This window comes from Synechococcus sp. M16.1, from assembly GCF_014279895.1.
Classification (GTDB): domain Bacteria; phylum Cyanobacteriota; class Cyanobacteriia; order PCC-6307; family Cyanobiaceae; genus Parasynechococcus.
Map to the genome: position 1 here is coordinate 1,420,765 of NZ_CP047954.1, position 16,331 is coordinate 1,437,095.

General features: G+C 61.3%; 27 protein-coding genes. 12 read left to right on the plus strand and 15 right to left on the minus strand.

Annotated elements, in window-relative coordinates; genetic code table 11:
- Nucleotides 1–46: 46 nt before the first annotated feature.
- Both SynM161_RS08240 and hisA read right to left on the minus strand, forming a co-directional pair.
- A complete protein-coding gene (locus SynM161_RS08240; protein WP_255441991.1) occupies nt 47–415 on the minus strand; it encodes a Fur family transcriptional regulator in 369 nt (122 codons plus the stop codon).
- Between the two features lie 128 nt (nt 416–543).
- Nucleotides 544–1,311 (minus strand): 1-(5-phosphoribosyl)-5-[(5-phosphoribosylamino)methylideneamino]imidazole-4-carboxamide isomerase, encoded by a 768-nt coding sequence (gene hisA, locus SynM161_RS08245; protein WP_114987937.1) that lies wholly within the window; start codon nt 1,309–1,311, stop codon nt 544–546.
- A 71-nt stretch (nt 1,312–1,382) separates the two neighbouring features.
- On the opposite strand from hisA, the gene SynM161_RS08250 reads away from it, so the two are divergent.
- Nucleotides 1,383–2,303 carry an NAD-dependent epimerase/dehydratase family protein gene (locus SynM161_RS08250; RefSeq protein ID WP_186540822.1) on the plus strand — a complete coding sequence of 307 codons (921 nt, stop codon included), beginning with the start codon at nt 1,383–1,385 and terminating at the stop codon, nt 2,301–2,303.
- Here the strand turns inward: SynM161_RS08250 and SynM161_RS08255 are convergent.
- A complete protein-coding gene (locus SynM161_RS08255) occupies nt 2,272–2,808 on the minus strand; it encodes a CDP-alcohol phosphatidyltransferase family protein (protein ID WP_186510169.1) in 537 nt (178 codons plus the stop codon). The genes SynM161_RS08250 and SynM161_RS08255 overlap by 32 nt on opposite strands.
- A 31-nt stretch (nt 2,809–2,839) precedes the next feature.
- Between SynM161_RS08255 and SynM161_RS08260 the strand changes: the two genes are divergently transcribed.
- Nucleotides 2,840–3,313, plus strand: coding sequence for a CBS domain-containing protein (locus SynM161_RS08260; RefSeq protein ID WP_186540824.1), 474 nt, complete (start codon nt 2,840–2,842; stop codon nt 3,311–3,313).
- Nucleotides 3,314–3,347: 34 nt separating this feature from the next.
- Nucleotides 3,348–3,623 (plus strand): hypothetical protein, encoded by a 276-nt coding sequence (locus tag SynM161_RS08265; protein ID WP_186540826.1) that lies wholly within the window; start codon nt 3,348–3,350, stop codon nt 3,621–3,623.
- On the opposite strand, the gene SynM161_RS08270 is transcribed toward SynM161_RS08265, so the two are convergent.
- Complete coding sequence (locus tag SynM161_RS08270) at nt 3,620–3,772, minus strand: hypothetical protein (protein ID WP_170951377.1); 153 nt, start codon at nt 3,770–3,772, stop codon at nt 3,620–3,622. The two genes, SynM161_RS08265 and SynM161_RS08270, sit on opposite strands and share 4 nt — an antisense overlap.
- 137 nt (nt 3,773–3,909) lie before the next feature.
- On the opposite strand from SynM161_RS08270, the gene SynM161_RS08275 reads away from it, so the two are divergent.
- Entirely contained in the window at nt 3,910–4,119 is a 210-nt protein-coding gene (locus tag SynM161_RS08275) for a hypothetical protein (RefSeq protein ID WP_186540827.1), read from the plus strand.
- 278 nt (nt 4,120–4,397) lie between these two features.
- Nucleotides 4,398–4,688: a 2Fe-2S iron-sulfur cluster-binding protein gene (locus tag SynM161_RS08280; RefSeq protein ID WP_025362165.1), complete on the plus strand. Its 291-nt coding sequence runs from the start codon at nt 4,398–4,400 to the stop codon at nt 4,686–4,688.
- On the opposite strand, the gene dcd is transcribed toward SynM161_RS08280, so the two are convergent.
- The 3 genes from dcd to SynM161_RS08295 all read right to left on the minus strand — a co-directional run bounded on the left by dcd (nt 4,685) and on the right by SynM161_RS08295 (nt 6,542).
- Nucleotides 4,685–5,209 (minus strand): dCTP deaminase, encoded by a 525-nt coding sequence (gene dcd / locus SynM161_RS08285; protein ID WP_186540828.1) that lies wholly within the window; start codon nt 5,207–5,209, stop codon nt 4,685–4,687. The two genes, SynM161_RS08280 and dcd, sit on opposite strands and share 4 nt — an antisense overlap.
- A gap of 484 nt (nt 5,210–5,693) precedes the next feature.
- A complete protein-coding gene (locus SynM161_RS08290) occupies nt 5,694–6,035 on the minus strand; it encodes a hypothetical protein (RefSeq protein WP_038023460.1) in 342 nt (113 codons plus the stop codon).
- Between the two features lie 81 nt (nt 6,036–6,116).
- Complete coding sequence (locus tag SynM161_RS08295; protein ID WP_186540829.1) at nt 6,117–6,542, minus strand: cupin domain-containing protein; 426 nt, start codon at nt 6,540–6,542, stop codon at nt 6,117–6,119.
- A 470-nt stretch (nt 6,543–7,012) separates the two neighbouring features.
- On the opposite strand from SynM161_RS08295, the gene SynM161_RS08300 reads away from it, so the two are divergent.
- Together SynM161_RS08300 and SynM161_RS08305 are read left to right on the plus strand one after the other, a co-directional pair.
- A complete protein-coding gene (locus SynM161_RS08300; protein ID WP_186540830.1) occupies nt 7,013–7,456 on the plus strand; it encodes a hypothetical protein in 444 nt (147 codons plus the stop codon).
- Entirely contained in the window at nt 7,456–7,854 is a 399-nt protein-coding gene (locus SynM161_RS08305; RefSeq protein WP_186540831.1) for a hypothetical protein, read from the plus strand. Before SynM161_RS08300 ends, SynM161_RS08305 begins: the two co-directional genes overlap by 1 nt.
- Before the next feature lie 275 nt (nt 7,855–8,129).
- Here the strand turns inward: SynM161_RS08305 and SynM161_RS08310 are convergent, their stop codons facing one another.
- From SynM161_RS08310 to pdeM, 5 genes are all read right to left on the minus strand, one after another.
- Complete coding sequence (locus SynM161_RS08310) at nt 8,130–8,459, minus strand: hypothetical protein (RefSeq protein WP_370593043.1); 330 nt, start codon at nt 8,457–8,459, stop codon at nt 8,130–8,132.
- Nucleotides 8,429–8,614 (minus strand): hypothetical protein, encoded by a 186-nt coding sequence (locus SynM161_RS08315; RefSeq protein WP_186540832.1) that lies wholly within the window; start codon nt 8,612–8,614, stop codon nt 8,429–8,431. The genes SynM161_RS08310 and SynM161_RS08315 overlap by 31 nt, the downstream gene beginning before the upstream one ends.
- A gap of 40 nt (nt 8,615–8,654) precedes the next feature.
- On the minus strand, nt 8,655–9,224 hold the full coding sequence (locus SynM161_RS08320) for a 4'-phosphopantetheinyl transferase superfamily protein (protein WP_186540834.1): 570 nt from the start codon (nt 9,222–9,224) through the stop codon (nt 8,655–8,657).
- Nucleotides 9,225–9,227: 3 nt separating this feature from the next.
- Entirely contained in the window at nt 9,228–10,604 is a 1,377-nt protein-coding gene (locus tag SynM161_RS08325; protein WP_370593140.1) for a hypothetical protein, read from the minus strand.
- Nucleotides 10,605–10,681: 77 nt separating this feature from the next.
- Entirely contained in the window at nt 10,682–11,356 is a 675-nt protein-coding gene (gene pdeM, locus SynM161_RS08330; RefSeq protein ID WP_186540838.1) for a ligase-associated DNA damage response endonuclease PdeM, read from the minus strand.
- Nucleotides 11,357–11,397: 41 nt separating this feature from the next.
- On the opposite strand from pdeM, the gene SynM161_RS08335 reads away from it, so the two are divergent.
- Nucleotides 11,398–11,625, plus strand: coding sequence for a hypothetical protein (locus SynM161_RS08335; RefSeq protein ID WP_186540840.1), 228 nt, complete (start codon nt 11,398–11,400; stop codon nt 11,623–11,625).
- Between the two features lie 87 nt (nt 11,626–11,712).
- Nucleotides 11,713–12,786, plus strand: coding sequence for a transporter substrate-binding domain-containing protein (locus SynM161_RS08340; protein WP_186540842.1), 1,074 nt, complete (start codon nt 11,713–11,715; stop codon nt 12,784–12,786).
- 19 nt (nt 12,787–12,805) lie between these two features.
- Here SynM161_RS08340 and SynM161_RS08345 read toward each other — a convergent pair whose 3' ends face one another.
- Nucleotides 12,806–13,042, minus strand: coding sequence for a CopG family transcriptional regulator (locus SynM161_RS08345; protein WP_115009451.1), 237 nt, complete (start codon nt 13,040–13,042; stop codon nt 12,806–12,808).
- A gap of 85 nt (nt 13,043–13,127) precedes the next feature.
- Between SynM161_RS08345 and SynM161_RS08350 the strand changes: the two genes are divergently transcribed.
- Nucleotides 13,128–13,736 carry a PCC domain-containing protein gene (locus tag SynM161_RS08350; RefSeq protein ID WP_186540843.1) on the plus strand — a complete coding sequence of 203 codons (609 nt, stop codon included), beginning with the start codon at nt 13,128–13,130 and terminating at the stop codon, nt 13,734–13,736.
- Nucleotides 13,714–13,965 carry a DUF6737 family protein gene (locus SynM161_RS08355; protein WP_186540844.1) on the plus strand — a complete coding sequence of 84 codons (252 nt, stop codon included), beginning with the start codon at nt 13,714–13,716 and terminating at the stop codon, nt 13,963–13,965. The genes SynM161_RS08350 and SynM161_RS08355 overlap by 23 nt, the downstream gene beginning before the upstream one ends.
- On the opposite strand, the gene SynM161_RS08360 is transcribed toward SynM161_RS08355, so the two are convergent.
- A complete protein-coding gene (locus SynM161_RS08360; RefSeq protein ID WP_114988545.1) occupies nt 13,956–14,156 on the minus strand; it encodes a hypothetical protein in 201 nt (66 codons plus the stop codon). The two genes, SynM161_RS08355 and SynM161_RS08360, sit on opposite strands and share 10 nt — an antisense overlap.
- Nucleotides 14,157–14,199: 43 nt before the next feature.
- Nucleotides 14,200–15,735, minus strand: a complete 1,536-nt coding sequence (locus SynM161_RS08365; protein ID WP_186540845.1) for an NAD(P)/FAD-dependent oxidoreductase — start codon at nt 15,733–15,735, stop codon at nt 14,200–14,202.
- Nucleotides 15,736–15,779: 44 nt separating this feature from the next.
- Here SynM161_RS08365 and SynM161_RS08370 point away from each other — a divergent pair, with 44 nt between their 5' ends.
- The gene (locus tag SynM161_RS08370) at nt 15,780–16,319 is read left to right on the plus strand and encodes a rhomboid family intramembrane serine protease (protein WP_186540848.1); all 540 of its coding nucleotides are present in this window, start codon (nt 15,780–15,782) and stop codon (nt 16,317–16,319) included.
- Nucleotides 16,320–16,331: the final 12 nt, after the last annotated feature.

Here is a 16,331-nt window from a genome sequence, read left to right on the forward strand (position 1 = left end):
AAGGATTGAACCCGAAACAGTTGGGCTCAAGGTAACGAGCTTCTGCTCAGTTCTCCAGGGTGCGCCGACCGTTCAATTGCAGGGTGTACGACTCAATGCGAAAGCCGGTGCGCTGTTCGATCTGACGCAACAGGTCGTCGGGAAGAACAACGTCGATGTCTTCGATCGAACCGCTGTCCATACAGGTGAGATGGCTGTGGGGATCACTGCGGTAGCCGTAGAGGCGACCACTGGCGCGGTCGAGACACTCGATCACCCCAGCCGACTGCAGGGCTTCGAGGTTCTGATACACCGAGGTGTGGCCGATGCTGCGGCCCCTCAAATTCAGCCGTTCGAAGATGTCGCGGGCGCTGAGGTGGCTCTTCTCGCTCCAGAGCAGGTCGAGCACCATGCGCCGCTGACGGCTGAGGCGCATCCCCAACCGCCGGCACTGCTCAAACACCTCCTGCAAGCTGCCCGCGGGGGACGGCGTGCTGCTCTTGCCAGCGGCTGCACTTACCACAGAAGGTGCCTGCTTCTTCAACCATAAGGCCCTAGGCCAGCTCAGGCGATGTCTGCCGCCACGGCGGTGACGTCTTGAAGCCTTGCCTCACCCAACGCGGCGATGGCCTCCGCCAGGTCGACACGGCCGTCGTAGAGGGCTCGGCCAACGATCACCCCCGTCACACCAAGGGGCTCCAGGGGCAGGAGCGAGAGGAGGTCGGCCATGCAGCCGATGCCACCGGAGGCGATCACCGGAACGGCGCTGCACTGCGCCATGGTTCGCAGGGCCTCAAGGTTGGGGCCGGCGAGGGTGCCATCGGTGGCGATGTCGGTGGTGATGATCGCCGCGATGCCGGCGGCACTGAACTGCTTGGCCAGATCGGTGGCCAGAACATCGCTCTGCTCGATCCAGCCCCGGGTGGCCACCCGGCCATCGTTGGCATCAATGCCCACCACGATGCGGCCGGGATGGCGTTGGGCCAACTCCTGAACCAACTCCGGCTGTTCAATCGCCACCGTGCCGAGGATGACCCGATCCAGGCCACAGGCGATCAATTCTTCGGCGCGCTCGAGCGAGCGCACACCACCACCGAGCTGAACAGGGATGTCGAGGGCGGCGGTGATGGCCCGCACCGCTGCGTCATTGATCGGCTCACCCCGTTTGGCGCCATCGAGATCCACCAGGTGCAAACGGGTTGCCCCCTGGCTCTGCCAGCTGAGGGCCTGCGCCACAGGATCCTCACTGAATCGGGTCACCTGGTCGTAATCCCCCTGGTGAAGCCGAACACAGGCTCCATCGAGCAAATCAATGGCGGGAATGATCTCCATCGGGGTCGGACCAGAGACCCTCCATCCTGCAGCGCCACGCTTCAATGGCTGCGCTTTTCGGGCCCAACTGCATGAAGATCCTGGTGATGGGGGGAACCCGCTTCGTGGGCCGGCCCCTGGTGGCCCGCCTGCAGGCCCAGGGCCATGCACTCACCCTGTTCACCCGCGGCAAGAACCCCGTCCCCGCCGGCGTGGAACACCTGTGTGGCGATCGCAGCAGCGATGAAGGTCTCAGCGCGCTGCAGGGCCGCAGCTTCGATGTGATCGTCGACAGCTCCGGACGCAAGCAGGAGGACAGCAGCCGGGTGGTGGCCATCACCGGGGCCCCCAGCCATCGCTTTGTGTATGTGAGCTCAGCCGGGGTGTACGCCGATTCGGAGCAGTGGCCCCTGGATGAATCCAGCCCCACCGATCCGCAGAGCCGTCACGCCGGCAAGGCCGACACCGAGGCCTGGCTGCGCAAGGAAGGCATCCCCTTCACCAGCTTCCGGCCCACCTACATCTATGGACCGGGCAACTACAACCCGGTGGAACGCTGGTTCTTCGATCGCATCGTTCACAACCGCCCGATTCCGCTGCCCGGTGACGGCAGCACGATCACCCAACTGGGCCATGTGGAGGATCTGGCGGAAGCGATGGCCCGTTGCATCGAGGTGGATGCTGCCGCCAATCGCATCTACAACTGCTCCGGCAAGCAGGGCATCAGCTTCCGGGGCCTGATCCGCGCCGCCGCCGTGGCCTGCGGCCGCGATCCCGATGGCCTCGAACTGCGCAGCTTCAACCCCAGCGACCTGGACCCCAAGGCGCGTAAGGCCTTCCCGCTGCGGCTCAATCACTTCCTCACCGACATCACCCGGGTGGAACGCGAACTGGCCTGGCAACCCAGCTTCGACCTGGCGAAGGGCCTGGCCGACAGCTACAGCAACGACTACGCCCTGAACCCAACCGCAGCGCCAGACTTCAGTTCTGACGAGGCGCTGATCGGGGCGTGATGTAGCCCAGAGCTGAGCTCAGAGCCAGGGCGAGGGAGGGCCAGAACAGCCACCAGCCCAGGCTCTGAAGCCCGGCAGCAGCGATCCAGCCGGAGGGCCAGAGCATCAGCAGCAGGCTGAGGAACTGAAGGATTGTCTTGGCTTTGCCCGACAGCGAAGCCGGCCCACCATCACTGGCCTGAGACCGCCAACCCGAGATCAGCAATTCACGGGCCAGCAACAACCAAACCGCCCAGAGCGGCAGCACAGCCGACGACGCCAGCCAGAGCAACGGTGCCGCGATCAGCACCTTGTCGGTAAGGGGGTCGAGGCGAGCGCCCCAGCTGCTGCCACCCCCGGCGCGCCGGGCCAGCCAGCCATCGGCTGCATCACTGAACCCGGCCAGCAGCAGCAACCACCAGGCCCAGCCCTGCCAGCCGAACTGCAGGGCAAGGATCAGCGGGAAACCGGCAACGGCTCGTGCCACGGTGAGCCCGTTGGCAATCGAACGCAAGGACAGAAACAACGCTCAGAATGTGAGGAGCTGAACCTTGATCATGGTCCTGCAGCTGACGGTGGCTGATGTGATGACCCAGCCGGTGCTGACGGTCACGCCCGACACCCCGTTGCAGCAGGCCGTGCAGATGATCAGCGACCACCACGTGAGTGGTTTGCCGGTGGTGAATGCAGAGGGACGTCTGATCGGCGAGCTGACGGAGCAGGATCTGATGGTGCGGGAGAGCGGTGTTGATGCCGGCCCCTACGTGATGCTGTTGGACAGCGTGATCTACCTGCGCAATCCCTTGAACTGGGACAAGCAGGTGCACCAGGTGCTCGGCACCAAGGTGAGCGATCTGATGCGCAAGGACTCCCATAGCTGCGATACGGCGTTAGCGCTGCCCAAGGCGGCATCCCAGCTGCATGAACGGGGCACGCAACGCCTGTTTGTTCTGGACGGCAACCAATGCCCCGTCGGCGTGATCACCCGGGGCGACGTGGTGCGTGCCCTCGCCGCCCATCAAGCCGGCTGATTCAACTCATCCTTCGTTCCCCCTTTCCAGGCCGATGCTGCGCTCCTTACTCATGGCCTGTGTGCTGGTGGTTGTTCCCCTGTTTGGGCATGCCAACCCCACGGCTGAGACCGAGACCGAGGAAATGGATTTCCTGGACCTGGTGGATGGCGAGGGAAACGTGCTGATCCAGGCCCGAGGCGTTGATGCCGTTAACGCCGAAGCCCGGGCCCAAGGCCTGGCTTTTCCAGCTCTGGGGTACTGGTCTGTTGAGGAGCACTGCTTTGTGAAACCTGCTCCAGGCGACTGCAACGGTGTGTTCAGGCGCTAGGGGCGTTCCGCGGTTTGCGATGCCGGAGCAGGCGGCACGCGGTTGTCCACGCGCAACGGCGAAAACAACACGAGGTTGCCCGCCACCAAGCCGGCGGTGACAACAACAGCCGCGAGAACCTCTAAGCCTTCCGATGTTTTGGCTTGCATGCTTCGAGCATGCGCCGCTGGGTTGCCCATGGCGAGGCCTTGTTTGGCTTTCAACGTGTGCGAACAAACGGAGTCAGTTGATACGTCAACCGTCGAACCAGGAGAGTTACGACGGAGCAGTTGATGCGCCCAATCCTGTGTCGCTCATCTCACGATTTCACGACGACACAAGTGATGTGCCTCCGATCAAGTTCGAGACCGGGCATCAGGGCAAGGAGGCAGAACGCCTGACTCGATTCATCTGGAATCAAGTGATTCAACTGCTGCTGGCTGGCAAGGAGTTAGAAGCCAACTCTCTGTTGGAAGAATTTGATGAACCACCGCTTTGGGACGACCCACTCGACTGACAAGCCATGGGAACGCCACTCACGCAATGGCTTCAGCTGGTGGGCTGGGTGCTGCTCGCCACAACCCTGATTTGCCTGAGTGCAACCGGGGTTTTCTGAGTTGAGCGGTTGAATCAAAACACCCTCAACAGCAATCAATCTGACCTGCAAAATCAGTGATCAAGAACATCAAAATCAATCCGGTATGACTTGCTACATCGATCCCGAAGTCTTCCTTGAATGCATCAGCGAAGGCATCCAATTGGATTTTTGATTGATGCATGCATTGATTGAAACCAATGGCTTCGTATCAAATCACGATCACCACATCGGAAGGCTCTTCCAGCTTTGCCTGTGCCGACGATCAGTACATCCTTGATGCTGCAGAGGAAGCGGGTGCTGATCTGCCCTATTCATGCCGAGCTGGTGCCTGCTCCACCTGCGCAGGCAAGCTCTCAAGTGGCTCTCTGGATCAGTCGGATCAGAGCTTTTTGGACGACGAACAAATCGCCAAAGGATTTGCCCTGCTTTGCGTGGCTTACCCAACAAGTGATTGCCAGATCAAAGGAGAAGCCGAAGAAGACCTCTAAAAACTGCTCTGGCTCTGCCCAGCGAAGCGGCCGGCGTAGTGCTCTTCACCATCCATGCGCTGAAAGATGAACTGACAGATCAGCGTGCCCGGCACCACCGCCAGCGGAGCTGGACCGAAGTTGCTCATTTCCAGCACCTGCTGACTGTCGATCCCCGGCCCCATGAACGGTGCACTGATGTGCACCATCAGCCCCAGGCGAGCAAAGCGGCTGCGACCCTCAAGCCAACCGCAAAGGCCAGGCCCGAGCCTGACCCGTTCGCGGGTGATCCCCAGCACGGTCTCCCCCGGCATGATCAGGATGTGGCCGCCCTCAGGGATCTCCAGCTTGTCGGTGCATTCGCGGTAGTCGGTGTGATCGCGAACCTCGATCACTTCATGCACCTTGCGGAACACCCGAAATGTGGAGCCGAGGGTGAGGTCCACCGATGCCGGCCCTACATGGTCGGCATTGAAGGGCGTGATCGCGATCAGGCCCTCGCCAACCGCTTGAAGAATGGCCTGACGTCCAAGCACCGCCATGGGTCAATCCCTTGCTGGGCCATGAGTATGGACGCCTCAGACACCTGGGTGCTCAAACAGAACCGTCGACAGGTCTGACTCGCTCAGCTCGGCAGCATCTTGCTTCTGAGGCTGCTCAAGCGGTGGAGCGTCAGGAAACCGGAAGGCTTTTTCGAGATCTGTCTTGATGACACCAAAGGGGTAGGTCATAAAAAAAGAGGACCGCCCACAGCCCCCTCGGAACGACTTGACGACGCAGTCCTGCGCCTCCGTTACATTAGTCAACAAAGTTTTGTAACGAGAGCCGTGGCCTTCACCACCCAAGACCTGCTCATCGCCTTCGGCAGCTTCGGCATGGCCCTCTTCGCCTTGAACCTCTACAAGCTGACCAAGCCGGCCAACGGCTGATAAGGCAGTGAAAAACGCTGTCTTCCGACGGGGTGATTTTTTGTCGGGAGATGGATAGCGAAAACATCAGCACCCCGAGGCTGTCGACAATTCGATATCAGAACTTCCTCGGGTAAGGGGGTGTTCCTGCCATCTCAACGTTGATCTCCCGGCAGATGTTCATCCATGCCCCCAATCCGAAGTTCACGCCATTGGGGCCATCGATGAATTCCTGGAATTCCTCTGCAGTGATTCCCTCGCGGACTTCCCAGATGCAAAAGGCAGGGCCCTCAGGGCCAATGGGACAAAACGAATGGTTGTAGAAGCCCGCCTCCAGGTTTTTGGCTACAGCCTCATCCCAGCCACCACCTGGCGCCATCGCCGCTTGTGCTGTCTCCCACCACTGCTGGGCTTTGCCAGCACGGAACTCATGATGAACGTGGAAAAATTTTGATGCCATTACGGATAAAGCGTGGGAGTGGATGGAAGAGCGGCCATCAAAGGATCCGCCGCCCTTCTGAATGCGAGCACCGCTCGTTAATCAACCAGCGATGTTGACCCCTTCCTTGGTCACGATCTCGACAACCTTGCCCATATCACTGAGGTCCTTCTGGTTCGCCTTAAGGCTCTTGAAGACAGACTCAACGCCGCCAGGCTGGCCGACCATGACGTAACGGCAGAAGTCACCGTTGGGGGTGGGGGCATGGACCACACCGGCTTTGACCTGATAGCAACCGCCTGTTCCTACAACGGTTGGCTGGCCATTGATGTTGAGGTTCAACTCTCCTTCCAGCACCAGATAGGTTTCGTCCCAGGCATGGGTGTGGGGAGGCTGACCGACTCCGCCAGGGGTCGCGAACTCAGCAACGCTGTACTTCCCATCGGTTTGCTCAGCGGTGAGGCGCAGGGTGATGGAATCACCAAGAACGTTGCAGACCTCGGGCTTCTTCTGAAACAGACCAAACATGGGATCAGCACAAATTCGTCGTCAGCTTCTCAGCTTTTTTCTACGAAGGGCGTTTTGCTGGCGACTGCTGACTGATTCTTTTGTTCTGCGCTGCCGACTGTCCGTGCGGCATCACTGTTCAATCTTTTGGTCATGGAGGTGCAGCGGGTTCAATCACCCTTGCCTGACCAACCTCAAACCGGACACTTGAAAACCTTCAGCCGGCGCCCCTCATCGGTTTGAACGTGCCCTGACTGGACGCAACCCAGCTCTGCTGGCGGCAACCGCGAACCGATGTGGGTCGTGAAACGCTCGGTGCTCTTCTCTCCAGTCGCCAACACCAACGCACAAGCCGCGATTGAGAGGAGAACCGTGAGCAGCACTCGCATCCGCAGGCAAGACAAGGAGTTCCAGTCTGCTCGGGTGAAACAGTCGGTGGGGGGCCGCGGAGAAGAAACGCCTCCTTAGGTTTGGCTGGGGAGAGCGAGCCGATGGACAACACCAGAGAGCCGGTTGGTCATCTCAGCGCAATCATCGGGATCGGGCTCTTGCTGATTGGCCTCGTTGTCTTTGGATTGGACCAACAGAAAGCCTGGAGCCATCAAGCGGAACTCACAAAGCGCTTTGAAGCATGCATGGAGGGCGCTCCCTTCAAACAGGCTCTAAAGGTGCCGCGGCCAGAGGCTGTGCTCACAAACGAGCAACTGCAAAGCCACTTTGACGCCTTTGATCAGTTGCTCAAAGAAACAGGCTTGCCGCCGATCTGGAATGGCAAAACCTTGGTGCCCTGGAAGGACTACCACAAAAACTCGATTGAATTTGCAAGCCAATGCCATGGCCAGCTGGGCATCGATCAGCCTCAACGGCAATTGAAGGGCACCTACGCCAAACCCGTCTGGGATCCGAACTCTTCCATCTGGCGGCAGGCTGATTGATGAGCAAGCGTCGGTTCAAAGGGCTCTACCTGCAAGCCACCGGTGATCCCTGCTGCTTTTCTTTTGTGACCTACACACCACAAAACAGAGAACAAATGCTGGCTTGTGGGGATCTGGATGAAAGCGAAGAATATTTCAATCCAGTGATTTTTGATTTCCTGTTGTTCGCCTCAGAGGCTGCCCTTGGAGCACCAGCTGGCAGCCCATTCCCCATCACCTACGACGACGTTTCAATCATCACATCAAGGCAAAGAGGCTCAGGCATTCAGCACGAATATCTGATCAGACTCTCAAACCACGACTGGAATGATGCAAAGCAGCTTGCGGTTGATCAACTCCAAGAGGTGTTATCGAGTGAGCGATGGAATGGAGCTCGGCTTAGGGATTGGCGCGATTGAAACAGGATCAAACCGCCAAGGGACAGCCGAGTCCTTTAGCTTGCCGGCTTCAACAGCTCTTCCAATGATTCCAGAGCCCCACGAGCCCTTTGACATCAACCGCAAGGAGGACTCAATCTTCCTGCTGGGTTCCATGTTTACGGTGATCTTCCTCTTCCTGCTCTAAAGAGAAAAGACTCAACCTCAGCATCAATCAAAAAGCACCTGCTCGAATCGAACAGGTGCTTTTTTGTGGTTAATTAAATATCAAAAAACCGTTGGTTGCTAGTTCAATCTCAGCGGCGCGGCAGGCTCACTTGATACATCGTGTCGTCAGCTGGTTTCCACTGAACAAGGTGGAGCCGGTCGATCTTGTTGTTATCCAAACAATCCCAAATTGTGGCTCCAGACAGTGTGGCCATCGACCACACATCGCCCTGACTCTTCATCTGCTTGCGGTTGCGATCTTTCCATTCCGTCCAGTTGATTTTTGGGTATGAGCCAACCTGCTCACTCAGAATCACAACCGTGAATTTCACCGAACGCGAACCAAAACCGGCCGGAACTCTAAGTTGCTCAACCGCAATTCCCTGGCTCAGCCCACGGGTTTGCGCCAGATCCGCCACACCAGCCAGCCCGTCACCCCGAGCCAGAGGAACGCCACAGCCGAAAGGATCGGCACGACGATCAGATAGCTCCACACCCCCAGGGCCACCCAGGCGAGCAGAGACGTGATCAACGCCTTCTGAAAGTTGTTGGCCTTGGCGAGACGATGCTGCAAAAGAGATCTCACGCTGTTGCTCGATGCTCCATCCCTTCCTCTAGCCACGGATGCCCTCAGCGACCGCAACGCTGAAGCCCTCCTGGGTCCAGAGGCGGAGCGAATAAGGCGAACCATGCAGCCATGCCGCGGCCCCGTCCGAGGCGATCGTCACGTTCGCCAGTCCGCCGCCCAGCCCTAAACCCGCTGCCTTCAACACAGCCTCCTTCGCCGTCCAGGCCTGAATCAGCGTCCAATGCTCCAGGCAGTCCGTCGCTTCAGCGGCCGAGGCAAAGAGGCGCCGCGTCAGCAGGTCAGATGCCACACGCAACGGCCGGTCCAGCGCTTCCACATCGATGCCAATCGGATCTAGCCCCACCACGCCGATGCTGAGGGATCCGGTATTGGAAATGCTGTGGTGCAGCGGGGAATCTCGCAGCTGCGGCTTGCCGTAGATCGTGCGGCCGATGTCATCACCAGAAACCATCTGACCTGCATCGGCAAACAACCGGCAGGTGAGGCTGTCGCTCAAGGCCCGCTGCTCAGCGCGCGTTGGGGGCTGAGCGAGATGGGCCACCAACACCCGACGTTGCGTGCTGGGGATCGACCACCAGGACCAAACGGCATCCAAAGCTCAATCCTGAACAGCCGGCACGGGCACTGGCGGCAGAGGCGGCAGAGCTGGCCGCGGCACCACCGATGGGGCTGGCTGATCCAGCAGAACCTCGGCGGGGTTGAGCATCGGCTCATCGAGCACAATCGGCGGCGGAAGATCGGGGGGCAACGGCACAAACAGCTGCGGCTCTGTCCAGCTGTCATCGGAGCTGGCATCTGAGCTGTCATCGGAACCGAGTTCAACCGGCTCCGCCCCCCGGATCACAGCCGGCGGCTCGCGCAACACCAAAGGATCCGCCGTGATCGGGGGTTCCCGCAGGGGCGCACGGTCCAGATCGACGCTGCGGTCGTCGGCATCCGCGGGCAAACCCGGCTTGGTGAGGGTGTTGGAGGGCCCCCAGATCATCCGGGCCAGGGGTTCCACGCCCTGTTCCATCACCCGGTTCAGTCCCGCCAGGGCGCGATCGGCGAGGTGATTGCCGAAAGACGACACACAGTCGAGCGGGCCATCGCAACCTTCATCCAGCGCCAGCTTGGGCGTCAGCGCCGCAATCAGATTGCCCTGCAGGGGGATCTGGCGGGGGCTCAACCGCAGCAGATAGGGCACATGCACAAAGCTGGTGGCACCGCCGCTGATCCAGTTGGCGTCTTCTTCGGTGAAGCCCTTCACCCCAGGGATGATCAAACGACTCTTCGAGGCATGGTCAGGCATGTAGGCCGCCAGATAGCCGCGGCGACGGGAGAGGTCTTTGGTCTGCTCGAGGGTGAGGCCATCACGGCTCATCAGCACCTCCATGTGGCCGTCCTGACGCAGGCCCATCACCATGCGGATCCGCGGCAGGTAGTAACGGATGCGCTGGCCCATGCTGATGCTGTAGGCCCCCTTGTAACTCGCCGGCGGAGCCTCGATGTCGTTGTAAAGGCTGTGCAGGCCGCCGATGAAGGTGTCGTAAGTGCGGCTGCGCTCATCGGTCAGCTCCCCGTAGCCGAAATCAATGCTGCCGTCGTGGCGGATGCCGACGAAGGCCCGTTGGCGTGAAGCCGAGCGGTTACGACCGCGCCAAACCTGCCTGCCGAATTTCAGATCCCCCAGGGGAACCGTGATCTCGCGGCCATCGTCGTCCACATGGCGCTCGTACATCGGGCCGGACACGTAGGCCAGGGCAGCGCTGTCCTGGTAGGCGTCCTGCTCGCGATCCCAACCCTCCAGCAGCCCGAAGCGCACCCGCCGTGGATCGAGATCCAACGCGTAGACCTCATCGTCGGGGATGTAGCGGAACGGCTTGGCATCCCGGCCGCGCCGCTGGGCCGAACGAACAGCTTGATCCTGCAGCTCGGAGCGCTCGGGAGCCACAGGCGCCAAGGCGATGAGGCCGCCGAACACCACAAACGGCATGGCCAGCAAGAGCCAGCGTTTGCGCAGACGGATCCTGCGCTTGGGCCGGGGCTTGGGTCGCGGCGCAACAGGCTGAGTCACGCGACCCTTCGCTCTCGGTTGTTGGGGGTTGGATCGAACCAAGGAACGATGGAGCCTTCGGCCACCAGCCATTGCTGGTAACGCTCGCCGCAGTCATGGCCTCCCGTCAACTGCCCGAACGAAGGAATCACCAGACGCGGGCCCTCCGGATCAAAGGCGAAGCAGGGCAAACGCAACTGATCGGAACGGCTGCGGATCCGGGTGGTGGGGTGCAGGTGACCACACACGTTCAACAACCCCAGCTCCGGCACCCTTTCGGGCATGTGGCTCAACCAGAGATGGCCCAGACGCTGAGAAGGCTGCTGGGGTAAGCCTTCAATCCAGCTGTCCTGGTCATGGTTGCCACCGATCAGGACCACCGGACAACCGCAGAGATCGGGCAGCGCCAGCAGGGTTTCGCGCAGGGGAGCGGTGATGCCGATCCGGGCATGCACGAGATCACCCAGCACGAACAAGCGCTGCGGTGACCAGGCATGGCAGAGCTCCAGCAGCGGATTCAGGGTGCCTTGATCCCCATCGCTGGGCATGGGGATGCCGTGGGCCTGGAACACCTCGGCCTTGCCGAGATGCAGATCGGCAACAAACAGCTCCCGCCCCTCAGCCCGCCACAGGGCCCGCTGGGGTAGGAACGTGAGTGGGCTGTCGCCCCAGGTCCACTCCAATGCGCTCATGAACGGTGCAGATCGCAGATCTGTAGCGCTGGCTGCATTGGATGGCTGACGTCGTGCCGCAAGCTTCGGAGGCCTCCAGAAAACTCATTGTGGCGCGGAGCAATGGCCTCCACCAGGTCGCGGGTTCAACCCTGCGCACGCTCGAACAACGCTTGAGCCTGCTGGAAGAGGAAGGACGTTTCGAATGTGCCTACGCCCTGAGAATGGAAGTGGCCGACTGGCTGCTTGGGGCGAGGGATGCCAACCTGAGCGCACCATCGTTGACCTGACCCTTCCATGACCATTGCCCTGCTGATCGCGCTGGCGGGTTCCCTGGCGGCAATGGCCGTGATCGTGCGTCGTCTGGAACAGCGTTGATGCGAGGGGTCCGGCGCTGGTCCGTCGTTCTCGCGCTGGCCTGCTTCGGCAACGCACTTCCCCTACAGGCCAATCAACTGAAGGTGGGGATCAGTGGATCGGCCCCCTTCGTAATCAAGAACGGCGATCAGCTCAGCGGCATCAGCCTCAACATCTGGCGCCGCGTCGCCGAAGACAACAACCTCAGCTACGAGCTGGTGGAGCAGCCATCCCCCAAAGCCGGGATTGAGGCGGTTGATGACGGTGAGATCGACGTGCTGGTGGGCCCGATCAGCATCACCTCACGCCGCCTGGCCATGCCGGGCATTGACTTCACCCAGCCCTACTACCTGGGCAAATCCGGGGTGTTGCTGCCGATGCGCCCGCCCTCGATCCTGAGCCGCGTGCAGGTGTTCTTCGGCTGGGCGGTGATCTCCTCGGTGCTGGTGCTGATCAGCGTTCTGCTGGTGGTGGGCAGCCTGATCTGGCTGGCGGAACGCAACCGCAACAGTGAGCAGTTTCCGCGGAACTGGCTACCGGGCATCAGCAGCGGCATGTGGTTCGCCCTGGTGACCTTGACCACGGTGGGCTATGGCGACAAGGCGCCGATCACACGAACCGGCCGGGGCATCACCGGTGCCTGGATGGTGATCTCCCTGATCGCGGTGTCGTCCCTCACCGCCAGCCTTGCCTCGGCATTCACCCTGTTCCTCTCCGGTGCCACCGAATCGGCCATCAGCGCTCCTGCACAACTGAACGGACGTCGGGTTGCTGTTGTGGAGGGCACCAGTGGCATGGAGCTGGCCCAACGCGGCGACATGCGGATCGTTAGCGCCACCAACCTCAGGAGCGCCGTTCAACTGTTGGTTGATCAGCAGGCCGATGCCTTGATCTTCGATCGACCAGCCATTCGCTACCACCTCAAAAACAATCCCGACCTCGCCCTGCGCCTCGCCCCCTTCACCCTTTCGGAAGAGACCTACGGCTTTGTGATCAAACCGAACAGCCCCCTGCGCACGCCCATGGACGTCTCCATCCTCAAATTGCAACGGCAGGGGAAGGTTGCAGCCATTGCCAACCGGCTGCTGGATTGAACCTGAAGCCTCAGCCCACTCAGCCCAATGGGCGATGACGACGCAGGGCCTCTTCCAACAGATAAGCGGCCAGATTGCCGCAACTGCGCCCTTCAGCGAGGGCATGACGCTTGAGGTCATCCATCACCCCGCGGGGCAGGGTGACGTTGATGCGCTCGGAACCAGCCGCATCCGCCACCGCAGCCGTGCTGGGAGCCGCGGCCTGGCCTTCAATCCGCTGCTGCAGCTCCTGAACCAGATCCTGAAGGAGAGACACGATTTCGTGAAAATATACTCACATCAAATAAACGATATCGTGCTAGACAAGATTGCGTAATCTTGGACACACTTTTTGAGGCGCCATGCAACCCCTGCCGCTGAAGCTTGCTCCCGGCAGTGATCTGCGCCTCAGCCTCGAAGAACTGGCCCAGCGGGACGGCATCAGCGGCTTTGTCCTTGGCGTGGTCGGCAACCTGACCAAGGCGTCGTTCCAGTGCCCCGGCCAGGCAGAGCCCACCGTGCTGGAGGGCGATCTTGAGGTAATCACCCTCAATGGAACCTTTTCCCCCGAGGGCGTGCACCTGCACCTGAGCCTCTCGGATGGGGCCTGTCAGGTGTGGGGAGGCCACCTGGAGCCCGGCACGATCGTGCAGAAGGGCGTCGATCTGCTGATTGGCGTGCTGGAGCAACGCGAAGGCCGCCCCGCGCGTCAAACTGCAGCAGCAACTCCAAGGATTGAGATCGCCGTGCTGCCGGGATGCCCCTGGTGCAGCCGCGCCCTGCGCATCCTGAGAACCCTGGATCTACCCCACAACGTCACCACCATCAACGACGACGCAGCCTTCCAGGCCGTGCAGCAGCGCAGTGGGATGACCACCTTCCCCCAGGTGTTCATCGACGGATCAGTGATTGGTGGCTACGACGATCTCGCCGCCATGCAAGCCGCCGGTGAACTCGACGCCCTCCGCTGATCAGCCGGAGCAGCCACCTCAGAAACAGCCTCCCTTCTGGTCGCTGAAACCCTGGTGGTGCCAGCCCTGGTCGATCATCTCCACGGGAATGCTGATGGTCGGCGGGTCCTGGGCGCTGCTGCACCGCCTCTGGATCAGCCTTCCCCTGAGCTTGGGCGTGCTGGCCTGGTGGCTTCTGTTTCTGGTGCTCGTGCCCGCCGCCTACCGGTCGGCCGCAGATCAGGCCTGACGTGAGGCTTCACGGGAGCGCTGCTTCTCATCCAGCAGTTCCCCTTCCAGTTGCTCGATCAAACGACTCACCAACGCCTGAAATTCAGGCTGGCAACCACGAAACGCCGCTTTGTGACGGATCGGCTCGTTGCGCATGCGCAGATCCGTGAGCATCAGCTGCAGCGAATCGATCCGGGCGTTGGAAGTCATGAACTGCGTCGGCGTTCCAGAACGAGGTTATGACGCAGCTGCTTCAAAGCTCCAGCTCCCGAAGCAGACTGTTTTGCGTCTCCCGGCCGAGGACGGCATGGGCCGCCATGGCACCACTCGCCGCAACGGGTGGAATGCCGATCCCGGGGAAGGTGCTGGCACCACAAAGCCAGAAATTGGCCAGGGGCGTCGTCACGCCCGGGAAGAGACCTTCCGCTGCTGAAAGGGCAGGGCCATAGCTGCCCTGATGAACATTGAGGAAATGGCTGTGGGTCAGCGGCGTTCCCTCCATGATCAGCTCACAGCGGTCGCGGATGTCGGGAATACGGCGTTCCAGCACCCGCCAGAACACAGCACATCGCTCCTGTTTTCTCTGCTGATACGCCGCACTATCGCGCTCCAGATCAGCCCAGAGCTCCCAGGGTTCGCTGGCCGGTGTGTAGGCATGCAGCACATGGCGACCGGCCGGCGCCATCGAGGCATCCAACACCGACGGAATCGACAACACCACGGCATTGCGCTCGGCGTCGATCCCACGCTCCCAGTCATCCACCCAGACGGTGTGGATCGGCAGATCCTCCAGCCCCGTGGCATCGAAGCCCAGATGCAGATGCAGGAAGCCATTGCAGGCCGGCGTGGCCTGGCGCTGACGCTGCCACTTCGGCGCCACGGACTCCGGCAGCAGAGCAAGGGTGGACCAGATGTCGGCATTGCAGATCACCTGCCGCGCCGCAATCTGCGTTCCATCAGCCAGAGTCACACCCACCACACGATCCCCCTCCACCCGCAGCTGCTGCACCGCCTTGCCCATGTGCAGGCTGCCGCCGTGAGCTTTCAAGCCACGCACCAGGGCCTCAACCACCGCAGCACTGCCGCCAACGGGATAGTCGAGATGGGCATCCGGCTCAAACCACTCGCCGAACAGCGTGGCCATGGCTGCGGCGTTGGTGTCTCCCATCGGCATGCCGCTGATCAGGAAGGAGAGCAGATCCACCCAATGGCGCAGGAAAGGATCGCTGAGGTGACGATCCACCAGGGGCCCAAAAGAACCGGAGAGGTGACGCATCGCCGCAAGATGCGGCAACAGACGTCCACCACGTTTCAGCAGTTGCGCCATGCCATCCACCCCAGGCCGCAGGGCCAACAAGGGCAAAGCATCGGCAGCGGCGGCAATCGGCTGGAGCGCCTCAACAAAACGCCGCCATTCAGCGGCCACCTCGGGGCCGCGCAGGCTGCGCACCACAGCCTCAAAGTCGTCGTGCCCAACGGCGATACGCAGATCCCCTTCCGGCAACAGCACATCCCAGCTGCGATAGGGAATCACCTCCAGGGTCTGCCCCAGCGCGCGCAACACCTGGGCCAGGGGATTGCTGCTGGGCCAACGCCCCAGGCCACTCCAGAGGGATGGACCGGATTCGAAGTGGTACCCCTGGCGTTGAAAGCCATGGGCGGCTCCACCGGGTTGGTGATGGGCTTCCAGCACCAGCACCTCACGGCCGGCGCGGGCACACAAAGCTGCGGCACAGAGTCCGCCGATGCCGCTGCCGATCACCAGAACGTCGACGTCGCTTCTGATCATCCGCTCAGCATCCGCGACATCATTGTGGTCATTGGCGCAAGACGATGCGCACTCGACTGCTGCTTCCCCTGCTGCTCCTGGCCTTGGCCTGGGGGCAGGAGCTGATCGACCAACTGCTGTTTGCGGGGCAGTGGAACCTGCCGATGGGGCCGGATCAACCGTGGTGGGGGGTGATCACAGCGCCATTCAGCCATGCCGGCGTCGGCCACCTGATCTCCAACAGCCTGGCGTTTCTGCCCCTGAGCTGGCTGGTGCTCAGCCGGGGGATGCGCGATTACCTGAGCGTCTGGCTGTCGGTGCTGCTGATCAACATTCCAGTGGCCCTGTTCTGGCCCGCCCGCAGCCATGGACTCTCGGGCGTGGTGTACGGACTGCTGGGATACCTGCTGCTGATCGGCTGGCTGGAACGCCGCATCCTCTCCATCGCTCTGGGCCTCGTGGCGTTCTGGCTTTACGGCTCAGCCCTGATCGCCTTGATCCCCGGTGTCTCACCCGCGGGCGTCAGCTGGATCGGCCACAGCGCAGGGTTCATTGGCGGCCTGGTGGCGGCTCTTGCGGTGTATCGAGAGCCCACTGCCAGGTGAAGACAGCCATTG